Below are 15,858 nucleotides of genomic sequence, written 5' to 3'. Positions count from 1 at the left end.
ATTTAATACTAAAGAATTAAAGTAAACCTAATATAGATTCGGCTGAACGATTTGCCTGACCACGTAAGGCAATCGATGCTTGCGATAAAATATCATTAGCTACTTGATCAGACACAGCTTTTGCATAGTCAGTATCTTCTATTCGGCTTTGGCTCGCAGCAATGTTCTCTCGCTGGTTGCCTAAACCTTTTATCGTACTCGCCAAGGTGTTTTGAAAAGCGCCTAGCTCAGCTCTTTGCGTGTTAATTTCTTCAGCTGCTTGGTCGCTAATATCAATCGCAGCTTGAGCTCCTGCTTGGGTTGAAATATCGATTCCTGCAATAACTGAAGCAATACTGCCATCAGATGGCGTCACTGATTGTGTGGTGTTGGCATCAGGACCAACTTGAAACGACACTTGCTCACCATCAAATAAAGGTTTACCACCGAATGTCGCATTTTCAAAGGTTTCTGATATTTGCGTTTGTAATTGCGACACTTCTTCTTGAAGTGCAGCTCTATCATTATCTGTGAGCGCACCATTACCCGCTTGAATAGACAGCTCTCGAATGCGAGAAACGGCATCATTTACACCAGATAAATTTGACTCTGTTACTTGCGAGTAAGAAATGCCATCGTACGCATTATTAATTGCTTGACTGTAGCCATCTTGCTGCGATGTTAATCTATCAATAATTTGCAGTGCAGCGGCATCATCTGCCGCTGAATTTACTTTTTTACCTGATGCTAGTTGCTCAGCAAGCTTGTTACCCGTTTGCTGAGTTTGGTTTAAAAACCCGGTATTGGGTGATTGAATTTTCATGGCGGCCTCCGACAAACCGATTGTTTAAATTATAGCTTAATTTGCCAAAATTTGCACTTTGTACCATGGTTTAGATAAATTAACTTGGCATCTGACTTGCTAGTGTATTAGTTAATAGTTAAATTACTGAGAATTGTGTCAAAATTCTCACTTTGCGTATCAAACGCCAATGAAAAATAACTCGGGTAACACTATGTTCGACAATAAAACAATTTTAATTACCGGTGGTACCGGTTCATTCGGTAAAAAATACGTCAAAACGCTTCTAGAACGCTATAAGCCAAAAAAGATCATTATCTTTTCGCGTGACGAACTCAAACAGTTTGAAATGCAGCAAGAGTTTGACCAACCGTGTATGCGTTATTTTATTGGTGATGTACGCGATAAAGAAAGGCTTCGTCGTGCTATGCGTGGTGTGAACTATGTGATTCACGCAGCAGCATTAAAACAAGTACCTGCCGCTGAATACAACCCAATGGAATGTATCAAAACCAATATTAATGGTGCTGAAAATGTCATTGATGCGGCTCTTGATAATAACGTAGAAAAAGTCATTGCACTGTCGACTGATAAAGCCGCGAACCCAATCAACTTATATGGTGCAACTAAACTTGCATCAGATAAGTTATTTGTGGCTGCTAACAATATTGCTGGCGGCCATAAAACAACCTTTGCTGTAGTAAGATACGGTAACGTAGTGTGTTCGCGTGGCTCTGTTGTGCCTATTTTCCAAAAATTTATCGACCAAGGCCGCGACCATATACCAATAACTCATGAAGAAATGACTCGCTTCTGGATTAGCCTACAACAAGGTGTTGATTTTGTTTTAACAAACTTTGAGCGTATGTTAGGTGGCGAAATTTTCGTTCCGAAGATCCCTTCAATTCGCATTACTGATCTTGCCAAAGCAATGGCACCTGACTTACCAATTAAAATAATTGGTATTCGCCCTGGTGAAAAGTTACACGAAGTTATGTGTCCTGCCGACTTATGCTTTGAAACGTACGAATATAGCGATCACTTTGTAATCGCTCCGGGCATAAAATTCAGTAGTCGTAGCAATGATTTTACTGAAAACGCACTTGGCGAAAAAGGCGAGCAAGTTGCCCAAGGTTTCGAGTATAACTCACTCGATAACCCAGATTATATGAGCATTGAAGAAATTAAAAACTTCAATGTCCAAGCGTTACTGTAATACTGCATTATGACGAATAAGGTAATCCCTTACGGCAAACAAAATATTTCTCAAGATGACATCAACGCCGTAATTGATGTATTAAAGTCTGACTGGCTAACGCAAGGACCTGCTGTTCCGGCATTTGAAAGTGCTATTGCAGAATATTGTGGTGCTCACTATGCCTGTGCCACTAACAGTGCGACTTCAGCGTTACATATTGCTTGCCTAGCTTTAGGCGTAGGTAAAGATGACATTGTATGGACATCGCCAATCTCCTTTGTCGCCTCGAGTAACTGCGCCCTGTATTGTGGCGCAGACATCGATTTTGTTGATATCGACCTTGAAACAGGCAATATGTCTGTTGCAGCGCTTCAAGAAAAACTAACGTTAGCCAAACAAAACCAGCAACTCCCTAAAGTCGTGATCCCTGTTCATCTAGCTGGTCAGTCATGCGATATGGCAGCAATCAATGCACTTGCCAAAGAGTATGGTTTTAAGGTTATTGAAGATGCCTCGCATGCTATTGGCGCGAAGTACAAAGATAAGCCTGTTGGCAGCTGTGTTTATTCAGATATTACTGTGTTTAGCTTTCATCCAGTCAAGATAATTACATCTGCTGAAGGGGGTATGGCGGTTACCAACTGCGCTGAGCTCCACAAAAAAATGAGCCGCTTGCGAAGTCATGGTATTACTAATATTCCTGAAGAAATGACCGAGCCAAGTCACGGCCCTTGGTATTATCAACAGTTAGAGCTTGGTTTTAATTATAGAATGACTGATATGCAAGCCGCTTTAGGACTGAGTCAGTTAAAGCAGCTAGACAACTTTGTATCAGTGCGAAACGACATTGCAACAACATATAACCATGCATTTGCAAACTCAACGGTAGCTCATTTAAAACAATCGGATGATTGTTACTCTAGCTACCATTTATATATTGTTCGTTTAACGCAGTGTGAAGTAGAAAAACACAAGTCAGTCATTACAGGCATGCGCGAGCAAGGAATTATTGCTCACTTGCATTATATACCGATCCATTTACAGCCTTATTATCAAGCTTTAGGCTTTTCGGAAGGTGATTTTCCTAATGCAGAAAGCTACTACAAACAGGCTGTTACTATTCCTCTGCATCCAACTATGGCAGCAGATCAGCAAAAAGCTGTAATTACGGCATTCTTTAACCTAGTGAATTAAACAAGGAATTAGAGCTTTCATGTTAGCAGACATATCTTACGAAAGTTTAAAACAGGCATACTCTTCTGTTGGTATCACAGAAGGAAAAGTTGTTTATGTTACTGGAGATATCACAAAAGTTGGTATTTCTCTTTCTTTGAGTAAGTTCGAGCTGTTAAATTTACACCTTAAAGTGATTATGGATTTGATAGGCCCAGAAGGTACAATTGTAGTGCCAACCCATAGCTTTTCACTTTGTAATACTAACATTCCATTTTCACTAAAAAATACACCTTCTGAAACCGGTGCTTTTAGCGAATTTATCAGAAATCAAGCAGGAAGCATTAGACAGCTTCACCCTTTTTCGTCTCGCACTGCTATAGGAAAAGAAGCTTCTTATATTTGCGAAAACACAGCTCCTCATAGTTATGGTATGCACACTCCTTTTTCAAGGATGCTGGAGCTTAACAGTATGTTTATTTCCGTAGGTATTCACCCAAAACAAATTGTCAGCCTTGTTCACCAATGTGAGTCTGACATGAATGTACCTTACAGGTATACAAAAGAGTTCATACATCCAATTGAAACTGGGCAGCACACAGAAATGAAAGCTTTTTATCATCTAGTAACATATCTAAACTGCAATATAAAAAGAGATAAAAATGTCAAAATATTTGAAAATTTCGAAAAACAATTTAAATTGAATCACTCTAAAATGTGCCATGGCAGCGTCTGGGGCTTCAATATGAGAGAGTTTTATAAAGCAACGACTGAGCTGATGAGAGATGATATTTACAGTTGGCTTGCGGAGCCACCGAATAGTCGCCCCTACCAAGCTTAATGCATTTATTTATTATCTAAAAACTCTATTAACTCAGAAACAGTACCTAACTTAGACAACTGTTCATCGTTGATGTCTATACCTAGCTCTCTCTTAATTTTTAAGACTATAGTCATAACATCTATAGAATCCAGTCCAAGTTCAGCAAAGCTTGATGAAAAATCCGCTTCGTTACTAAGATCCACACTTGGGTTTTGAATTAAAATTAACTCTTTTATGATTTGTTTATTTTTCATATTGCTCACATAAATGCTTTTTAATTAATGCTCTACTTACTTTACCAGAACGTGTTCGTGGTAGCTCACTTAATGTAAATAGCTTATTCGGTCTAAAATTTGAATCAGTATCTTTCAAATGTTTTGCTACATCCTTGAGAGTTACTTTAGTTTCTCCTTCTACACATAAAACAATAATACTATCTTTAACTTTACTGGGATCTTCCATACCAAGTACTGTAAAAGCATTGCTCTTAAATAACGTCACCAGTTTAGATTCTATTTCATCAGGGTGCACTAAAACACCATTATAATTTATTACATCATCACTTCTTCCTGAAAAGACTAGATAACCTTGCTCATCTAAGTACCCAACATCAGAAGTTATAAACCAACCATCTTGAAGCTGACTATTCCATAGCTCATCATCGAGATACCCTAAGCATAAATTACTTCCTCTAATTGCTATTCGTCCACTTTCGAAAGGGGGTAAAGCACAGCCTTGCTCATCAATAATTTTTAACTCAGAGCATTCTGAAGCAGGTCCTTCGGTCTTAACCTTATCTAAATTACGGTTTAGCTCAAAGAATGTTACTCGCATAGCTTCACTTAACCCATAATGGAGAAATATTCTTGTTTTAGGCAGTGAATTACATAATTCAATTCGGAAAAAGTGATCAAATCTCATCGCGCCAGTTTGTAGCCATTTTAGGTTGTCTGCAACTGCCGCCAACTCACTTTTGCCTACTTGTAGTAAAGCTGCTAACAAAGAAGGTGCCGTTGATAATGCATTACAATCATACTTACTAAACAATGATGAAATTGATAAAGGATTACTAAGCTGAGTTGGTAGTACAATTCTTCCGCCGGCCATCAGGACACTATGGCATCGCCCAAAACCAAATGCATGATCTATTGAAGCAAAAACTAATTCTGCAATTCCCTCATCAACCTCCATCTTACTATTCATGAATGCACAAATATCGTTGATGCCACACTGAGATAATCTTACCCCTTTCAATTTGCTGGAAGTCGTTCCAGAAGTAAAAATAACCATAGCTTCTTGATCAAATGAAACATCAATATTCGTTGGCTCTAATTGAGGGTAAGATTCAATAAACAATGCAGCATCACTAGTTTCCAATGCCCCCTGTAGTCTCTGTGGATCAATAAAGGGAATAGGCACTATGCTAACCCCACATTTTGCACCAGCATAATAAGAAAAAAGGAGCTCAACAGGTGAAAAATTTGATACTGCGACTCTTTGACTAGGCTTGATATTTTTTGATTTTAAAAAAGTAGCGAATTTGTCTATTTCAGTATGAAACTCATCATAGCTATATTCTTTATCGTCAAATGAAACCGCTATTTTCGTACCTTTTTTGTTAGCTATTTCTGTATAAATACTTGTTAACATTATTTGTCCTTTAGCTCATTCAAAAAGAGGTTCACTTTTTTCACAAAGCGCTCATTGAAAGATGACATTCTATAGTTTCCTTGAAACGAATGTGCCTTAGCTATACTGTTTTTACTGTCCTGAACCATTAATTGGACTTGCTCGGGGTTTGCACTACCAAGTCCTTTCCTTAAAGAAATAAGAGAAGGTATGTCAATGTTAGAATTAAATACCTGATCTGGAATGTTTGGCAAATCAATATTCAACTGCTGTGCTGCTAACTTTATACTATCAAGAGTAAAACCATCTTGCTCTTCATCACAAGCATTCCTTACTGCCCTACCGATGATTTTATGAGCACTACGATTATCTAAGTCCGAAAATTTGACCAACATATCGCATAAGTCTGTTGCAACAATAAATTTGTCAGCTGCAGCTTCTGCAAGCTTATCCTTGTTAAATTTAGATGTAGATAAAATCCCGGCAAAAAGATCGACACACTGAATAGCATAATCTAAAGCCTTTGGTAGCTCTCCATAAGCATAGAGTCGGTTATCAGGCTGCCCACTAATAGTTTGATTTGTAGATAAAATATTTGTCATCATGCCATTAAAGGTTCTAGCTTGACCGCGAATGAATGCTAACCCATATGGGTTTTTCTTTTGTGGCATTATGACACTTGTGCGGGTAAAGCCATCAGCTAACTCAAGATAAGAGAATTCTGCGCTATTCCAAATTATAAACTCTTCACTGATTCGATTTAAGCTTGTCATTATCGAACAAAGACTCGTCATCACATCAATACACATATCTGGTGCCCACATCGCATCCCGAGTGTGAGTTAATATGCCATCAAATTCCAGCAACTCGGCAATAAACTCTCGATTCATCTCAATTTGAGAGCCATTAACACTCCCTGAACATGCAGGAGATAAATTCACCATTTTTATAGCTGTTTCTATGCGACTAATGTCTCTTAATAGCGGTCTTTGAAACCCTTGTAAATAATGGGCTAAGGTAGTCGGCTGTGCATGTTGTAAATAGGTAAAGTCTGCCATAAAAGTATTTAAATGCTGTGAAACAACTTGATTAAATACCTCACATAACTGAATTAACTTTTCATGAAGGCAAAATAATTTTTCGCGACAAACCATTTGCCAAGCTATTGTACTAGCTTCCCTTCGAGCACGTCCGATGTGGACATAACCACTATCAGGACCAATATGCTGTTGCAAATATTTATCTCTATTATTGTAACTATCTCCTACTGCAGGATCTAAGGGAATGTTTTCAGTTCCTTGTAGGTGGACTTCAAGAAGGCCTGATAGCAACTTTCTTCCTTTCGATGAAGAAATTACTCCCCCTTGAATTAAAGTCATGACATGACTCATATCCGCTATACTTAAGTTGCTCATAATATATGGGCTACATTCAAGTTCATATTGAAATGCACTGTTATATAAGCGTTGATCTGGACCTTCTTTAAAGCGAGAACCCGCACCTAAAAAACTATTACTCATTTTTTCACCTCTATTTCTGAACAGTTTTCAAACTGCGGCTCAACTATTAGGTCACGAACAACTTTCGTGCAATTGTAAGGGGTTATTTCAAGCTCATTGCCAAATTCGGAAACTAACTTTGCTACATTTTCACTGCAAGCTAACATCACTTTGCCATTAACTTTTAAACGACAACTACCACACAACCCTATTCGGCAGTTTTTATCGAAAGCCAGAGTGCTATCAAATTCATACAGAACTCTCATAAGCAAATCGAGAAGAGTCTGTTCATTGCTATAGCTAAGAGTAAAAGGTTGTAAGATTGATGGACTCACTGTTTCTTTGTTAAAACGATAAATGTTTAATGTTATTGTGTTCATTAATTATGAAATCCTAATTAACTCACATGCCATTCCACCTGACTCGTGTTTATAGGTTAGTGTAGCCATTTCAAAAAAATTGCCTTCTGATGGGAAGTCATCACGATAATGTGCTCCTCTTGATTCAGGCCTACAAAGAGCCGCGCGACATATAGCCTCTGAGATTAAAAGCATATTTTTAAGTTCAATATATTGTTTTATTTGCTGATTATAAAAATGAGTGCGGTCGCTGATTTTTATATCTAAATACCTTTGATTCAAGTCGGCTAATATTTTCAACTGCTCTTTCAACCCATTTTCATTTCTTATTACTCCAACGTTTTGAGACATTGTCGTTTTCAAAGTACTCAGAATTTCTCCCATCGTTTCTTTGCTATCCCCAAACGGAAAAGTGAACTCCTTGAAAGAGGCACTTTGGTAATTGACCTTTTTTTGGAGCTTTGCAGCATTTTGTCCAGCGAGACGACCAAAGACAACCACTTCAAGCAATGAATTCCCACCGATCCGGTTTGCACCATGTACACCATTACAAGCTGCTTCACCCGCAACAAATAAGCCATTTATTATATCGCCCATATAGTTAAGAACTTGACCATTAATATTACAACTAACCCCCCCCATTAAATAATGAGCTGAAGGTATTATAGAAATTTTATCCTTAGTTACATCAGCATTAAGGTAAGTAGCCGCTATCAAAGAAGCTTCCTTCAAAGCAAACTTTTTTTCCTCTGGAATATTTGTTAAGTCAAGATAGAGCTCAGAGTCAGGGTGATTACTTAACTCTTTTGCAATTGCTATAGACACTTTATCTCTACCAGCCAACTCCTTTTTCTCTGGATAGTAACGTGACATAACATTGTCATTTGAAATTGAGACTATTTTACCACCAGCACCAAGTACAGGTTCAGGTATTTGTATACCACTATTTCGTAAACCCAAAGGGTGGAACTGAACAAATTCCATATGCCTTAAAGCAGCACCAGCATTGAATGCGAGGGACAGACCATCACCAGTTGTAGAAACAGCATTTGTATTATATTTATAGCTATTCAAACCTCCTCCAGTTGACAATACCACTGAATTAGCAAAAATCTTGAATAGCTGAGTATTCCGCAAGTGCAAAACTTGAGCGCCAATAACTTGACGACTTTCTTGGATTAACTCTACAGCCATCATCTGATCTAGTAAGGTGATCTGTTCATTCTTTTTTATTTGCTTGATTAAAGCGACCATAATCGCAAGCCCGGTCCTATCTTTACTAAAGCAAGCTCTGGGAATATTAGAACCTCCGAAGGCTTTGTTTTTGTAGTGCCCTGACTCATCTTTACTAAACTGCACACCTAATTTTTCTAACCAATGAAGATTTTCAGGAGCAGACTCGCACATATACTCAATACAATCTTTACTAGCAACTCCTCTACCCGCATTAAGACAGTCATTTATATGAGCAAAAGCATCGGGTTCATTTATGGCAACATTTACTCCTCCTCTGGCACTGACAGAGTGAGAGTGTAGAGGCGGAATCTTTGATATTAAAATTACTTTCTTACCTGCATAAGCGGCCTCTAACGCAGCGCAACAACCAGCAATGCCTGCACCGATAACTAAAACTTCAGCATTAAGTGATGTTAATTTACTCAACTAAGCTCCTAGATATCAAATCAGTTAAAAAATAAGTATTTTTGCTAAAACCTAATCTATTATGAAGTAAAATAAAACAAACAGATACAGTAATTCAGGCATAGATAATGCTTAAGTTATCATATATTTTAAAAAAGGATTAGATATGAAACTCATCGACCAAAGACCAACTAAACCGCGCCAAACAGGTAAAACTAATGTGCTTGATAAGGGGTTGGGTTTAGAGCAGCTCAAAATGCAATTAGAAGCCTGCGGTGAATTCATAGATGTTATCAAGCTTGGCTGGGGAACATCATTAGTCACTCCCAATTTAGAAGCAAAATTAGATTTAATAAAATCTCATGGTATAGAACCTTGCCTTGGTGGTACCTTATTCGAATATTGTTACTTAACTAATAAAGTGGATGAATACATCGATTTTCTTAAACAACATAAATTATCTTTAATTGAAATATCTGACGGTACAATTTCAATCCCACAAAAAGAAAAAAACGAACTAATTAGCCGCTTTGCAAAAGACTTTACTGTGCTTTCTGAAGTGGGCAGTAAAGATGATAAGGTGGTTGTGTCTCCATCAAAATGGGTAGAGCAAATAAAAAGTGAAATTAATGCTGGGGCAAAAAGTATAATTTTAGAAGGAAGAGAAAGTGGAACAGCTGGCTTATATCGAGGTGATGGCGAAATAAGAATGGGATTAGTAGAGGAAGTAATGGAATCAGGTGTTGAAATCGACAAATTAATCTTTGAAGCTCCCAAAAAAGCCCACCAAGTTTTCATGATTAAGCAATATGGCCGTGATGTAAATATGGGAAATATTGCATATGAAGATGTTATCTCTCTAGAAACACTTAGACTAGGATTGCGCTCTGATACTTTGTGCTCAATTCATCTCAAATAAATATTTCTAAACTTCGGCCGATATAATTAGAGGTAATTTAATTCTGTAGTGATGGAGTTATGATGTTGGATACAAATATAGATATCGACTTAATCAATAAACGCATGGTTAGCTGGACAGCTAGCCAACGTATAGGTTGGGCTCTAACAAACTTACCTAAACAACATATCGTAAGTACTAGTTTCGGTGCCCAAGCTGCTGTTATGCTTCATTTAATGACATTACATAAGCCTGATATTTTAGTTGTTTTTATTGATACAGGTTACCTATTTGATGAGACAATTGAATTTTCAAAACATCTAACATCTACACTTAACTTAAATTTGAAAACATTTAGGCCATTACTTGATAGAGAAAAGTACGAAAAAAAATTTGGAAAAGTTTGGGAAAATGGTTTAGAAGGCTTGGAACTTTACAATCAAAACCGGAAAGTCGAGCCCATGCAACGTGCATTAAATGATTTACATGCAGCAACATGGTTCTCCGGGATAAGGAAGGAACAGTCACCCACACGTGACCAAAAAAAGTTCATTGAATTATCAAATAATCGATACAAAGTGTCTCCTATTTTAGATTGGACCTCTAAAGATATTGATAGCTACATAAAAGATAACTCTCTAGATTACAACCCTCTTTGGCATAAGGGATATGTTTCAATCGGTGATACTCACACTACTAAATCAATATATGAAGTAGAGAGCATAGAACAAACACGTTTTTTTGGATTAAAGCGTGAGTGTGGCTTACACGAATAACGACTGGACAATAAATGAAAATAGCGATCATTCCTGCCCGTGGTGGGAGTAAGAGAATACCCAAAAAAAATATTAAGCTGTTCTGCGGTAAACCTATTATCGGGTACGCAATAACAACAGCTATCAGCAGTGGTTTATTTGACAAGGTGGTTGTATCTACTGACTGTTTTGAAATAGCTGAAATAGCAAAGCAATTTGGTGCTGAGGTTCCCTTCATGCGTGACCCTGCACTCGCTGATGATTTCGCTCCTACCAGAGAGGTAGTTCAAGATGCCTTAAACTTTTTTGAGCAAACACAAAGCATTGATTACATTTGCTGTATTTACCCAACTACTCCATTTATAAATCCAGAACAGCTGATAAATTCATTCAATATGCTCAATCAGTCAAACAAGAAAAATGCTTGCTTCAGCGCTACTGAATTTCATTACAGCCCATATAGGGGGTTTACCCAGACAGAAAACGGACTTGAGCTTTTATTTCCTCAACACGTCAGCAACAGATCGCAAGATTTACAAAAAGCTTACCATGATGCTGGACAATTTTATTGGTACAAAACAATCAACGATAAGGAAATTAAAAAAGTAATAGATTCATCTGACGCACTAATACATATATTACCTCACTATTTAGTTCATGATATAGATACTCAAGATGATTGGGTTAGAGCTGAATTGTATTATAAAGCAATGAAACAGAATTAATGGCTATTGGATTTAACTTTGATGCTAACTCAAGTGTTGGTTATGGGCACCTTAATCGATGCAATGAAATTGCTAAAGAACTAAAAAAAAGAAAACAAAAAACCATTGCAATTGTCGGAAAAAATTTCAATAACTCATTTATAGATCTACACTTTGATGAGGTCATAAAAATAAATAATAGCTTTTCAGATGCTGGTGAAATTGCGCAAATATGTATTGAAAAGAGTATTCCCAAACTTTTAATTGATCATTATCAATGTGATGTGATCTTCCAAGAAACTCTAACTTCCTATGGGATTGTATTTGGTCAATATGATTTTAAGTGTGAAGGAAGTTATTTAGGTAAATTTGTAATAAATATAAACCCTTGTGCGAATAAAGACTGGTACAACAAGGCGGTACTAAATAGAGAAACCAAGCTGCTTTGCGGCGCTAAATTTGCCATCATAAACCCTAATTTGGTTACTAAACCTTTAGAGGGTGAGGGTGTATTTGTTTGCATGGGCGGCGGTAATGATAATGGTGTTGCCGCCAGCATAATCGACCAAGTTAATAGGGTATACAAAGGTGAGATTCACCTTGTTGCGTCATCCTTATCTAGCTCAATTCCTTTAGTTGAGAAACTAAACAACGCTAACATTACAACTCATGTCGACTTAAGTGATTATTCAGAAGTAATAAAACGCTGTCATTATGCTATTGTTTCTGCAGGCACCTTAAGCTATGAAATGGCATATATTGGTATACCATTTAGTTGTGGTTACTTCGCTGAGAATCAAATAAAAATAGCTAACTCTTGGCAACAATCAGGCTTAGCACATAGTTTAGGTTGTCTAACAAACAAAATAAGTGGGCAACCCTTCAAGGAACTTCTGAATAACATTTCTCTTAAAAAACCACGAAAGCCACTTATAGATGGGTTAGCAGCAAAAAGAATAGCAGAGGTATTGCTTACATGACCAAAATCCCTTTAAACGAACTTTTATCTGTATTTGATGATATTAAAACACAGAATATTCATAGTGACATTCAAGCAAAATGTACAGATTTTTGTTGGGGAACAGGAGATGAATGCATCGTACTCGCAGCAAATAAAAAATACTTCCAACAAGCTATAAACAATAGCAATGTGGTTTGCATAATTGCTCCTGAAGTAATCATTCAGACTGATAAAGCGGTGATAACAACTAATAGATTCGATGATCTATTTCATTACATTCATAATACTTACTTCTCAACAAAAGAATTAATAACCCACTATGTGAGCCCAACAGCTTCAATTAGTGAAAATGCTGTTATTTGCCCTCCTGTTCACATTGGTCATAATACAACCATTTGTTCAGGAGCATATATTGGAAAAAACACGGTGTTAAATGATGATGCATACATAGCCCAAAACTGCACTATTAGCACCGAAGGAATGCTTGCGAAGTCAATAAATGGCATAAAAAAGCATATTACTCATTATGGTTCAGTCATTATTGGTAAAGGATGCTACATACATGCAAATTCAAACATTTCAAAAGGATTGTTTTACTCGGGAAAAACACTTATCGGTGATTATTGCCACATAGGAATTGGCGTAAACATTGCTCATGATGTTGTTATCGGACAATCCACAGAAATTAGTGGTAACTCAAATATTGCTGGTAGATCAACGATAGGAAGTGATGTGTGGATTGGCGCCAATTGTACGATATCAAACTGGGTTAAAATTGGAGATAAAGCAAAGGTTAGAATTGGTTCAACTGTTGTATGTGATATACCCGAAAAAGCTGATGTTTCGGGTAACTTTGCAATAAAACACACTATTAACCTCAGAAAATTCATAGAAGACCAGGCAAACTAACACTATGTTTAATAAATCAATTGTAATAGATAATTTCAACATTCAAAACCACTCGAAACCTTATTTAATTGCAGAGATATCAGGTAATCATGACAATGAGATTGATCGTGCTAAGAAGTTAATATTAGCAGCGAAAGGAAATGGTTTTGATGCTGTAAAAATTCAATACTTTACTGCTAATGATATGACATTGGATATCAGTGAAGGTGACTTCATTGTAAAAAGTGGTTTGTGGAAAGACCGTAGCTTGTTTGAACTTTATGAACAAGGCGCAACCCCTAAGGAGTGGCTCCCCATTTTATTTGATTATGCGAAAGAGATAGGTATCACTCTATTTTCTTCCGTATTTTCTCATGAGGGACTTTGTATTTTAGAAGAGTTAGGCTGCCCTGCATACAAAATTGCTTCTTTTGAAGCAATGGACCTAGATTTAATTGAGGCGGCTGCTAAAACGCAAAAACCTGTGATTATTTCAACCGGTATCATAGATAAAGTTGGGATAGAAGAGGTATTAGACACATGTAAAAAAGTAAGGAATAGAAATATCGGTTTAATGCATTGTATAAGTAACTACCCTGCCCCTTATGACAAATTTAACTTAGCAACAATCACTGATATGCAACAAAGCTTTGATATCCCTATTGGGCTTTCTGACCATAGTACGGATGAAATATGTTCTCTTATTGCTATTGCCAACGGCGCTTCGATGATCGAAAAGCATATTACCGTGAGTCAAAAAGACGGAGCAATTGACTCTGAGTTTTCTTTACCTATTTCCCTAATGAAAGAATTCACCGATAAATTACGAAACGGTTTCGCTACTATTGGTAAGGTTGACTACAGTAACTCGTCACCACGCAAAAACTTCCGGTCACTATATGCTGTTAAAGATATCCCAAAAGGACGACTTATCACTAGTGACATGATAAGAAGTATTCGTCCTGGCCATGGTCTAGCCCCAAAAAATAAAAACAAAGTATTAAAGTGCACAGCAAAACAAAATATTAATGCAGGAACCCCTTTAGATTGGAGTCTACTATGTCAAACTTTAAAGAATTAGACGGAAAAGCACTACATCAAATCGCAAAGGAGTTATTTCCTATTTGCAGAAGTATTACCGGTAATGGTGTTAGAAAGACTTTAGATATTATTGATGATTATATTGAAGGGTACTCATTAGTTAAGCATGAAGTACGTTCTGGTACCCAAGTATTTGATTGGACTGTTCCTAAAGAGTGGAGTATTGAAGAAGCGTGGATAAAAGATTCTAAAGGGAATACTGTAGTAGATTTTAAAGACTCAAATTTACATGTACTTGGCTACTCAACCCAAGTCGACAAAATAATCCCGCTTAATGAGCTACAAGAACATTTGCATTCATTGCCTGAACAGCCTGAAGCAATTCCTTACGTTACATCTTATTATGAGCCTCGATGGGGTTTTTGCATAACAGACAAACAAAGAAAGTCTCTAACTGAAGATGATTACCACGTATTCATTAACAGTCATCATTTTGATGGTTCTTTAACCTATGCAGAACTTCTTATCCCGGGTAAAAGTGAAAAGGAAATTTTAATATCTAGTTATGTTTGTCACCCCTCACTCGCAAATAATGAGCTTTCAGGCCCCCTTGTCTCTTTGGCTTTGATCAACTGGTTAGCAAAAAATGAGAATAACTTTTATAGTTATCGCTTTGTTTTCACAACGGAGACTATTGGCACAATCACCTATTTAAGCCGTAATTTAGAACATTTAAAAAGTAATATTGCTGCAGGCTTAGTTTTAACATGCATAGGGGATGACGGTGACTATTCAACTGTACAATCACGTTATGGTGATAACTTGAGTGACAAAGTCGTTCAAAAGGTATTAAGTGAAAACTATAAAAATGACGCAAAGATATACTCTTTTTTAAAAAGAGGAAGTGATGAACGCCAGTATTGTGCACCCAATATCGATTTACCAATTACTTCTATAATGAGGACAAAGTATGGAGTTTATCCTGAGTACCATACTTCATTAGATGACTTAACTTTTATGACCCCCTCTGGTTTAAAAGGTGGGCTAGACTTTGCCAAGAAGTGTGTTCAATTATTTGAAAAAAACCACAAGTACATTACAACTAAGTTATGTGAACCTAAATTAAGCAAATATAACTTATACCCAACTCTTAGCAAAAAAGGTTCATCAAATGTTGCGAGGAATCTTCTTAATGTTTTAGCTTACTGTGATGGAAAAAATGATGTTATAGACCTGGCTAACATTCTTGGAATCAGCACTGATGAGATTATAAACTTAATAAAGATTGCGTTAGAAAATAAATTAATAGAAGCGCTTTGAATAAAGCGCTTCTTTCTTTACTCCAGTCCCCAGTCACATGGCTTATCATAACTTTCAGGAAAATCAGCTTCAATCTCGTCTAAATACTCATTCCACATATCTAGACCCTCTTTAAACCAATTAAGTGTTAAATTATCATCCTCATAGCTATATAAAAGAGTTATCAATGGGCAATGAGAATATAACAA

Annotated in this window: 16 protein-coding genes; 10 read left to right on the top strand and 6 right to left on the bottom strand. The window is 36.9% G+C overall.

Annotation, left to right across the window (positions count from 1 at the left end; genetic code table 11):
• Positions 1-16: 16 nt before the first annotated feature.
• Positions 17-802, bottom strand: a complete 786-nt coding sequence (locus L1D51_RS15605) for a flagellin N-terminal helical domain-containing protein (protein ID WP_054562188.1) — start codon at positions 800-802, stop codon at positions 17-19.
• Between the two features lie 193 nt (positions 803-995).
• Between L1D51_RS15605 and pseB the strand changes: the two genes are divergently transcribed.
• The 3 genes from pseB to L1D51_RS15590 are packed head-to-tail and all read left to right on the top strand — an operon-like array spanning position 996 to position 3,993.
• Positions 996-1,997, top strand: a complete 1,002-nt coding sequence (pseB, locus tag L1D51_RS15600; protein WP_054562189.1) for a UDP-N-acetylglucosamine 4,6-dehydratase (inverting) — start codon at positions 996-998, stop codon at positions 1,995-1,997.
• 9 nt (positions 1,998-2,006) lie between these two features.
• Positions 2,007-3,173 carry a UDP-4-amino-4,6-dideoxy-N-acetyl-beta-L-altrosamine transaminase gene (gene pseC, locus L1D51_RS15595; protein ID WP_239964100.1) on the top strand — a complete coding sequence of 389 codons (1,167 nt, stop codon included), beginning with the start codon at positions 2,007-2,009 and terminating at the stop codon, positions 3,171-3,173.
• A 19-nt stretch (positions 3,174-3,192) separates the two neighbouring features.
• Positions 3,193-3,993 carry an AAC(3) family N-acetyltransferase gene (locus tag L1D51_RS15590; protein WP_239964098.1) on the top strand — a complete coding sequence of 267 codons (801 nt, stop codon included), beginning with the start codon at positions 3,193-3,195 and terminating at the stop codon, positions 3,991-3,993.
• A 5-nt stretch (positions 3,994-3,998) separates the two neighbouring features.
• Here L1D51_RS15590 and L1D51_RS15585 read toward each other — a convergent pair whose 3' ends face one another.
• The 5 genes from L1D51_RS15585 to L1D51_RS15565 are packed head-to-tail and all read right to left on the bottom strand — an operon-like array spanning position 3,999 to position 9,124.
• On the bottom strand, positions 3,999-4,229 hold the full coding sequence (locus tag L1D51_RS15585; RefSeq protein WP_054562192.1) for an acyl carrier protein: 231 nt from the start codon (positions 4,227-4,229) through the stop codon (positions 3,999-4,001).
• On the bottom strand, positions 4,219-5,625 hold the full coding sequence (locus L1D51_RS15580; RefSeq protein ID WP_055197955.1) for a class I adenylate-forming enzyme family protein: 1,407 nt from the start codon (positions 5,623-5,625) through the stop codon (positions 4,219-4,221). The genes L1D51_RS15585 and L1D51_RS15580 overlap by 11 nt, the downstream gene beginning before the upstream one ends.
• Positions 5,625-7,124, bottom strand: coding sequence for an argininosuccinate lyase (locus tag L1D51_RS15575; protein ID WP_055197953.1), 1,500 nt, complete (start codon positions 7,122-7,124; stop codon positions 5,625-5,627). The genes L1D51_RS15580 and L1D51_RS15575 overlap by 1 nt, the downstream gene beginning before the upstream one ends.
• Entirely contained in the window at positions 7,121-7,483 is a 363-nt protein-coding gene (locus L1D51_RS15570; protein ID WP_054562195.1) for a 2Fe-2S iron-sulfur cluster-binding protein, read from the bottom strand. Before L1D51_RS15570 ends, L1D51_RS15575 begins: the two co-directional genes overlap by 4 nt.
• 3 nt (positions 7,484-7,486) lie before the next feature.
• A complete protein-coding gene (locus tag L1D51_RS15565; protein WP_239964096.1) occupies positions 7,487-9,124 on the bottom strand; it encodes an L-aspartate oxidase in 1,638 nt (545 codons plus the stop codon).
• Positions 9,125-9,269: 145 nt separating this feature from the next.
• Here L1D51_RS15565 and L1D51_RS15560 point away from each other — a divergent pair, with 145 nt between their 5' ends.
• The 7 genes from L1D51_RS15560 (at position 9,270) to L1D51_RS15530 (ending at position 15,670) form a co-directional block, all read left to right on the top strand.
• Positions 9,270-10,022 (top strand): phosphosulfolactate synthase, encoded by a 753-nt coding sequence (locus L1D51_RS15560; protein WP_054562197.1) that lies wholly within the window; start codon positions 9,270-9,272, stop codon positions 10,020-10,022.
• 62 nt (positions 10,023-10,084) lie between these two features.
• Positions 10,085-10,777 (top strand): phosphoadenylyl-sulfate reductase, encoded by a 693-nt coding sequence (locus L1D51_RS15555; RefSeq protein ID WP_054562198.1) that lies wholly within the window; start codon positions 10,085-10,087, stop codon positions 10,775-10,777.
• 14 nt (positions 10,778-10,791) lie between these two features.
• The gene (pseF, locus tag L1D51_RS15550) at positions 10,792-11,481 is read left to right on the top strand and encodes a pseudaminic acid cytidylyltransferase (protein ID WP_054562199.1); all 690 of its coding nucleotides are present in this window, start codon (positions 10,792-10,794) and stop codon (positions 11,479-11,481) included.
• On the top strand, positions 11,481-12,440 hold the full coding sequence (locus L1D51_RS15545; protein WP_055197950.1) for a hypothetical protein: 960 nt from the start codon (positions 11,481-11,483) through the stop codon (positions 12,438-12,440). The genes pseF and L1D51_RS15545 overlap by 1 nt, the downstream gene beginning before the upstream one ends.
• Positions 12,437-13,330, top strand: a complete 894-nt coding sequence (locus L1D51_RS15540; protein WP_055197949.1) for an LbetaH domain-containing protein — start codon at positions 12,437-12,439, stop codon at positions 13,328-13,330. The genes L1D51_RS15545 and L1D51_RS15540 overlap by 4 nt, the downstream gene beginning before the upstream one ends.
• A gap of 4 nt (positions 13,331-13,334) precedes the next feature.
• Positions 13,335-14,390 carry a pseudaminic acid synthase gene (gene pseI, locus L1D51_RS15535; RefSeq protein ID WP_239964094.1) on the top strand — a complete coding sequence of 352 codons (1,056 nt, stop codon included), beginning with the start codon at positions 13,335-13,337 and terminating at the stop codon, positions 14,388-14,390.
• A complete protein-coding gene (locus L1D51_RS15530) occupies positions 14,369-15,670 on the top strand; it encodes a DUF4910 domain-containing protein (protein ID WP_054562203.1) in 1,302 nt (433 codons plus the stop codon). The genes pseI and L1D51_RS15530 overlap by 22 nt, the downstream gene beginning before the upstream one ends.
• Positions 15,671-15,858: the final 188 nt, after the last annotated feature.

The organism is Pseudoalteromonas shioyasakiensis (genome assembly GCF_022398475.1).
Taxonomy (GTDB): domain Bacteria; phylum Pseudomonadota; class Gammaproteobacteria; order Enterobacterales; family Alteromonadaceae; genus Pseudoalteromonas.
This window is presented reverse-complemented; position numbering and strand designations above follow the sequence as displayed.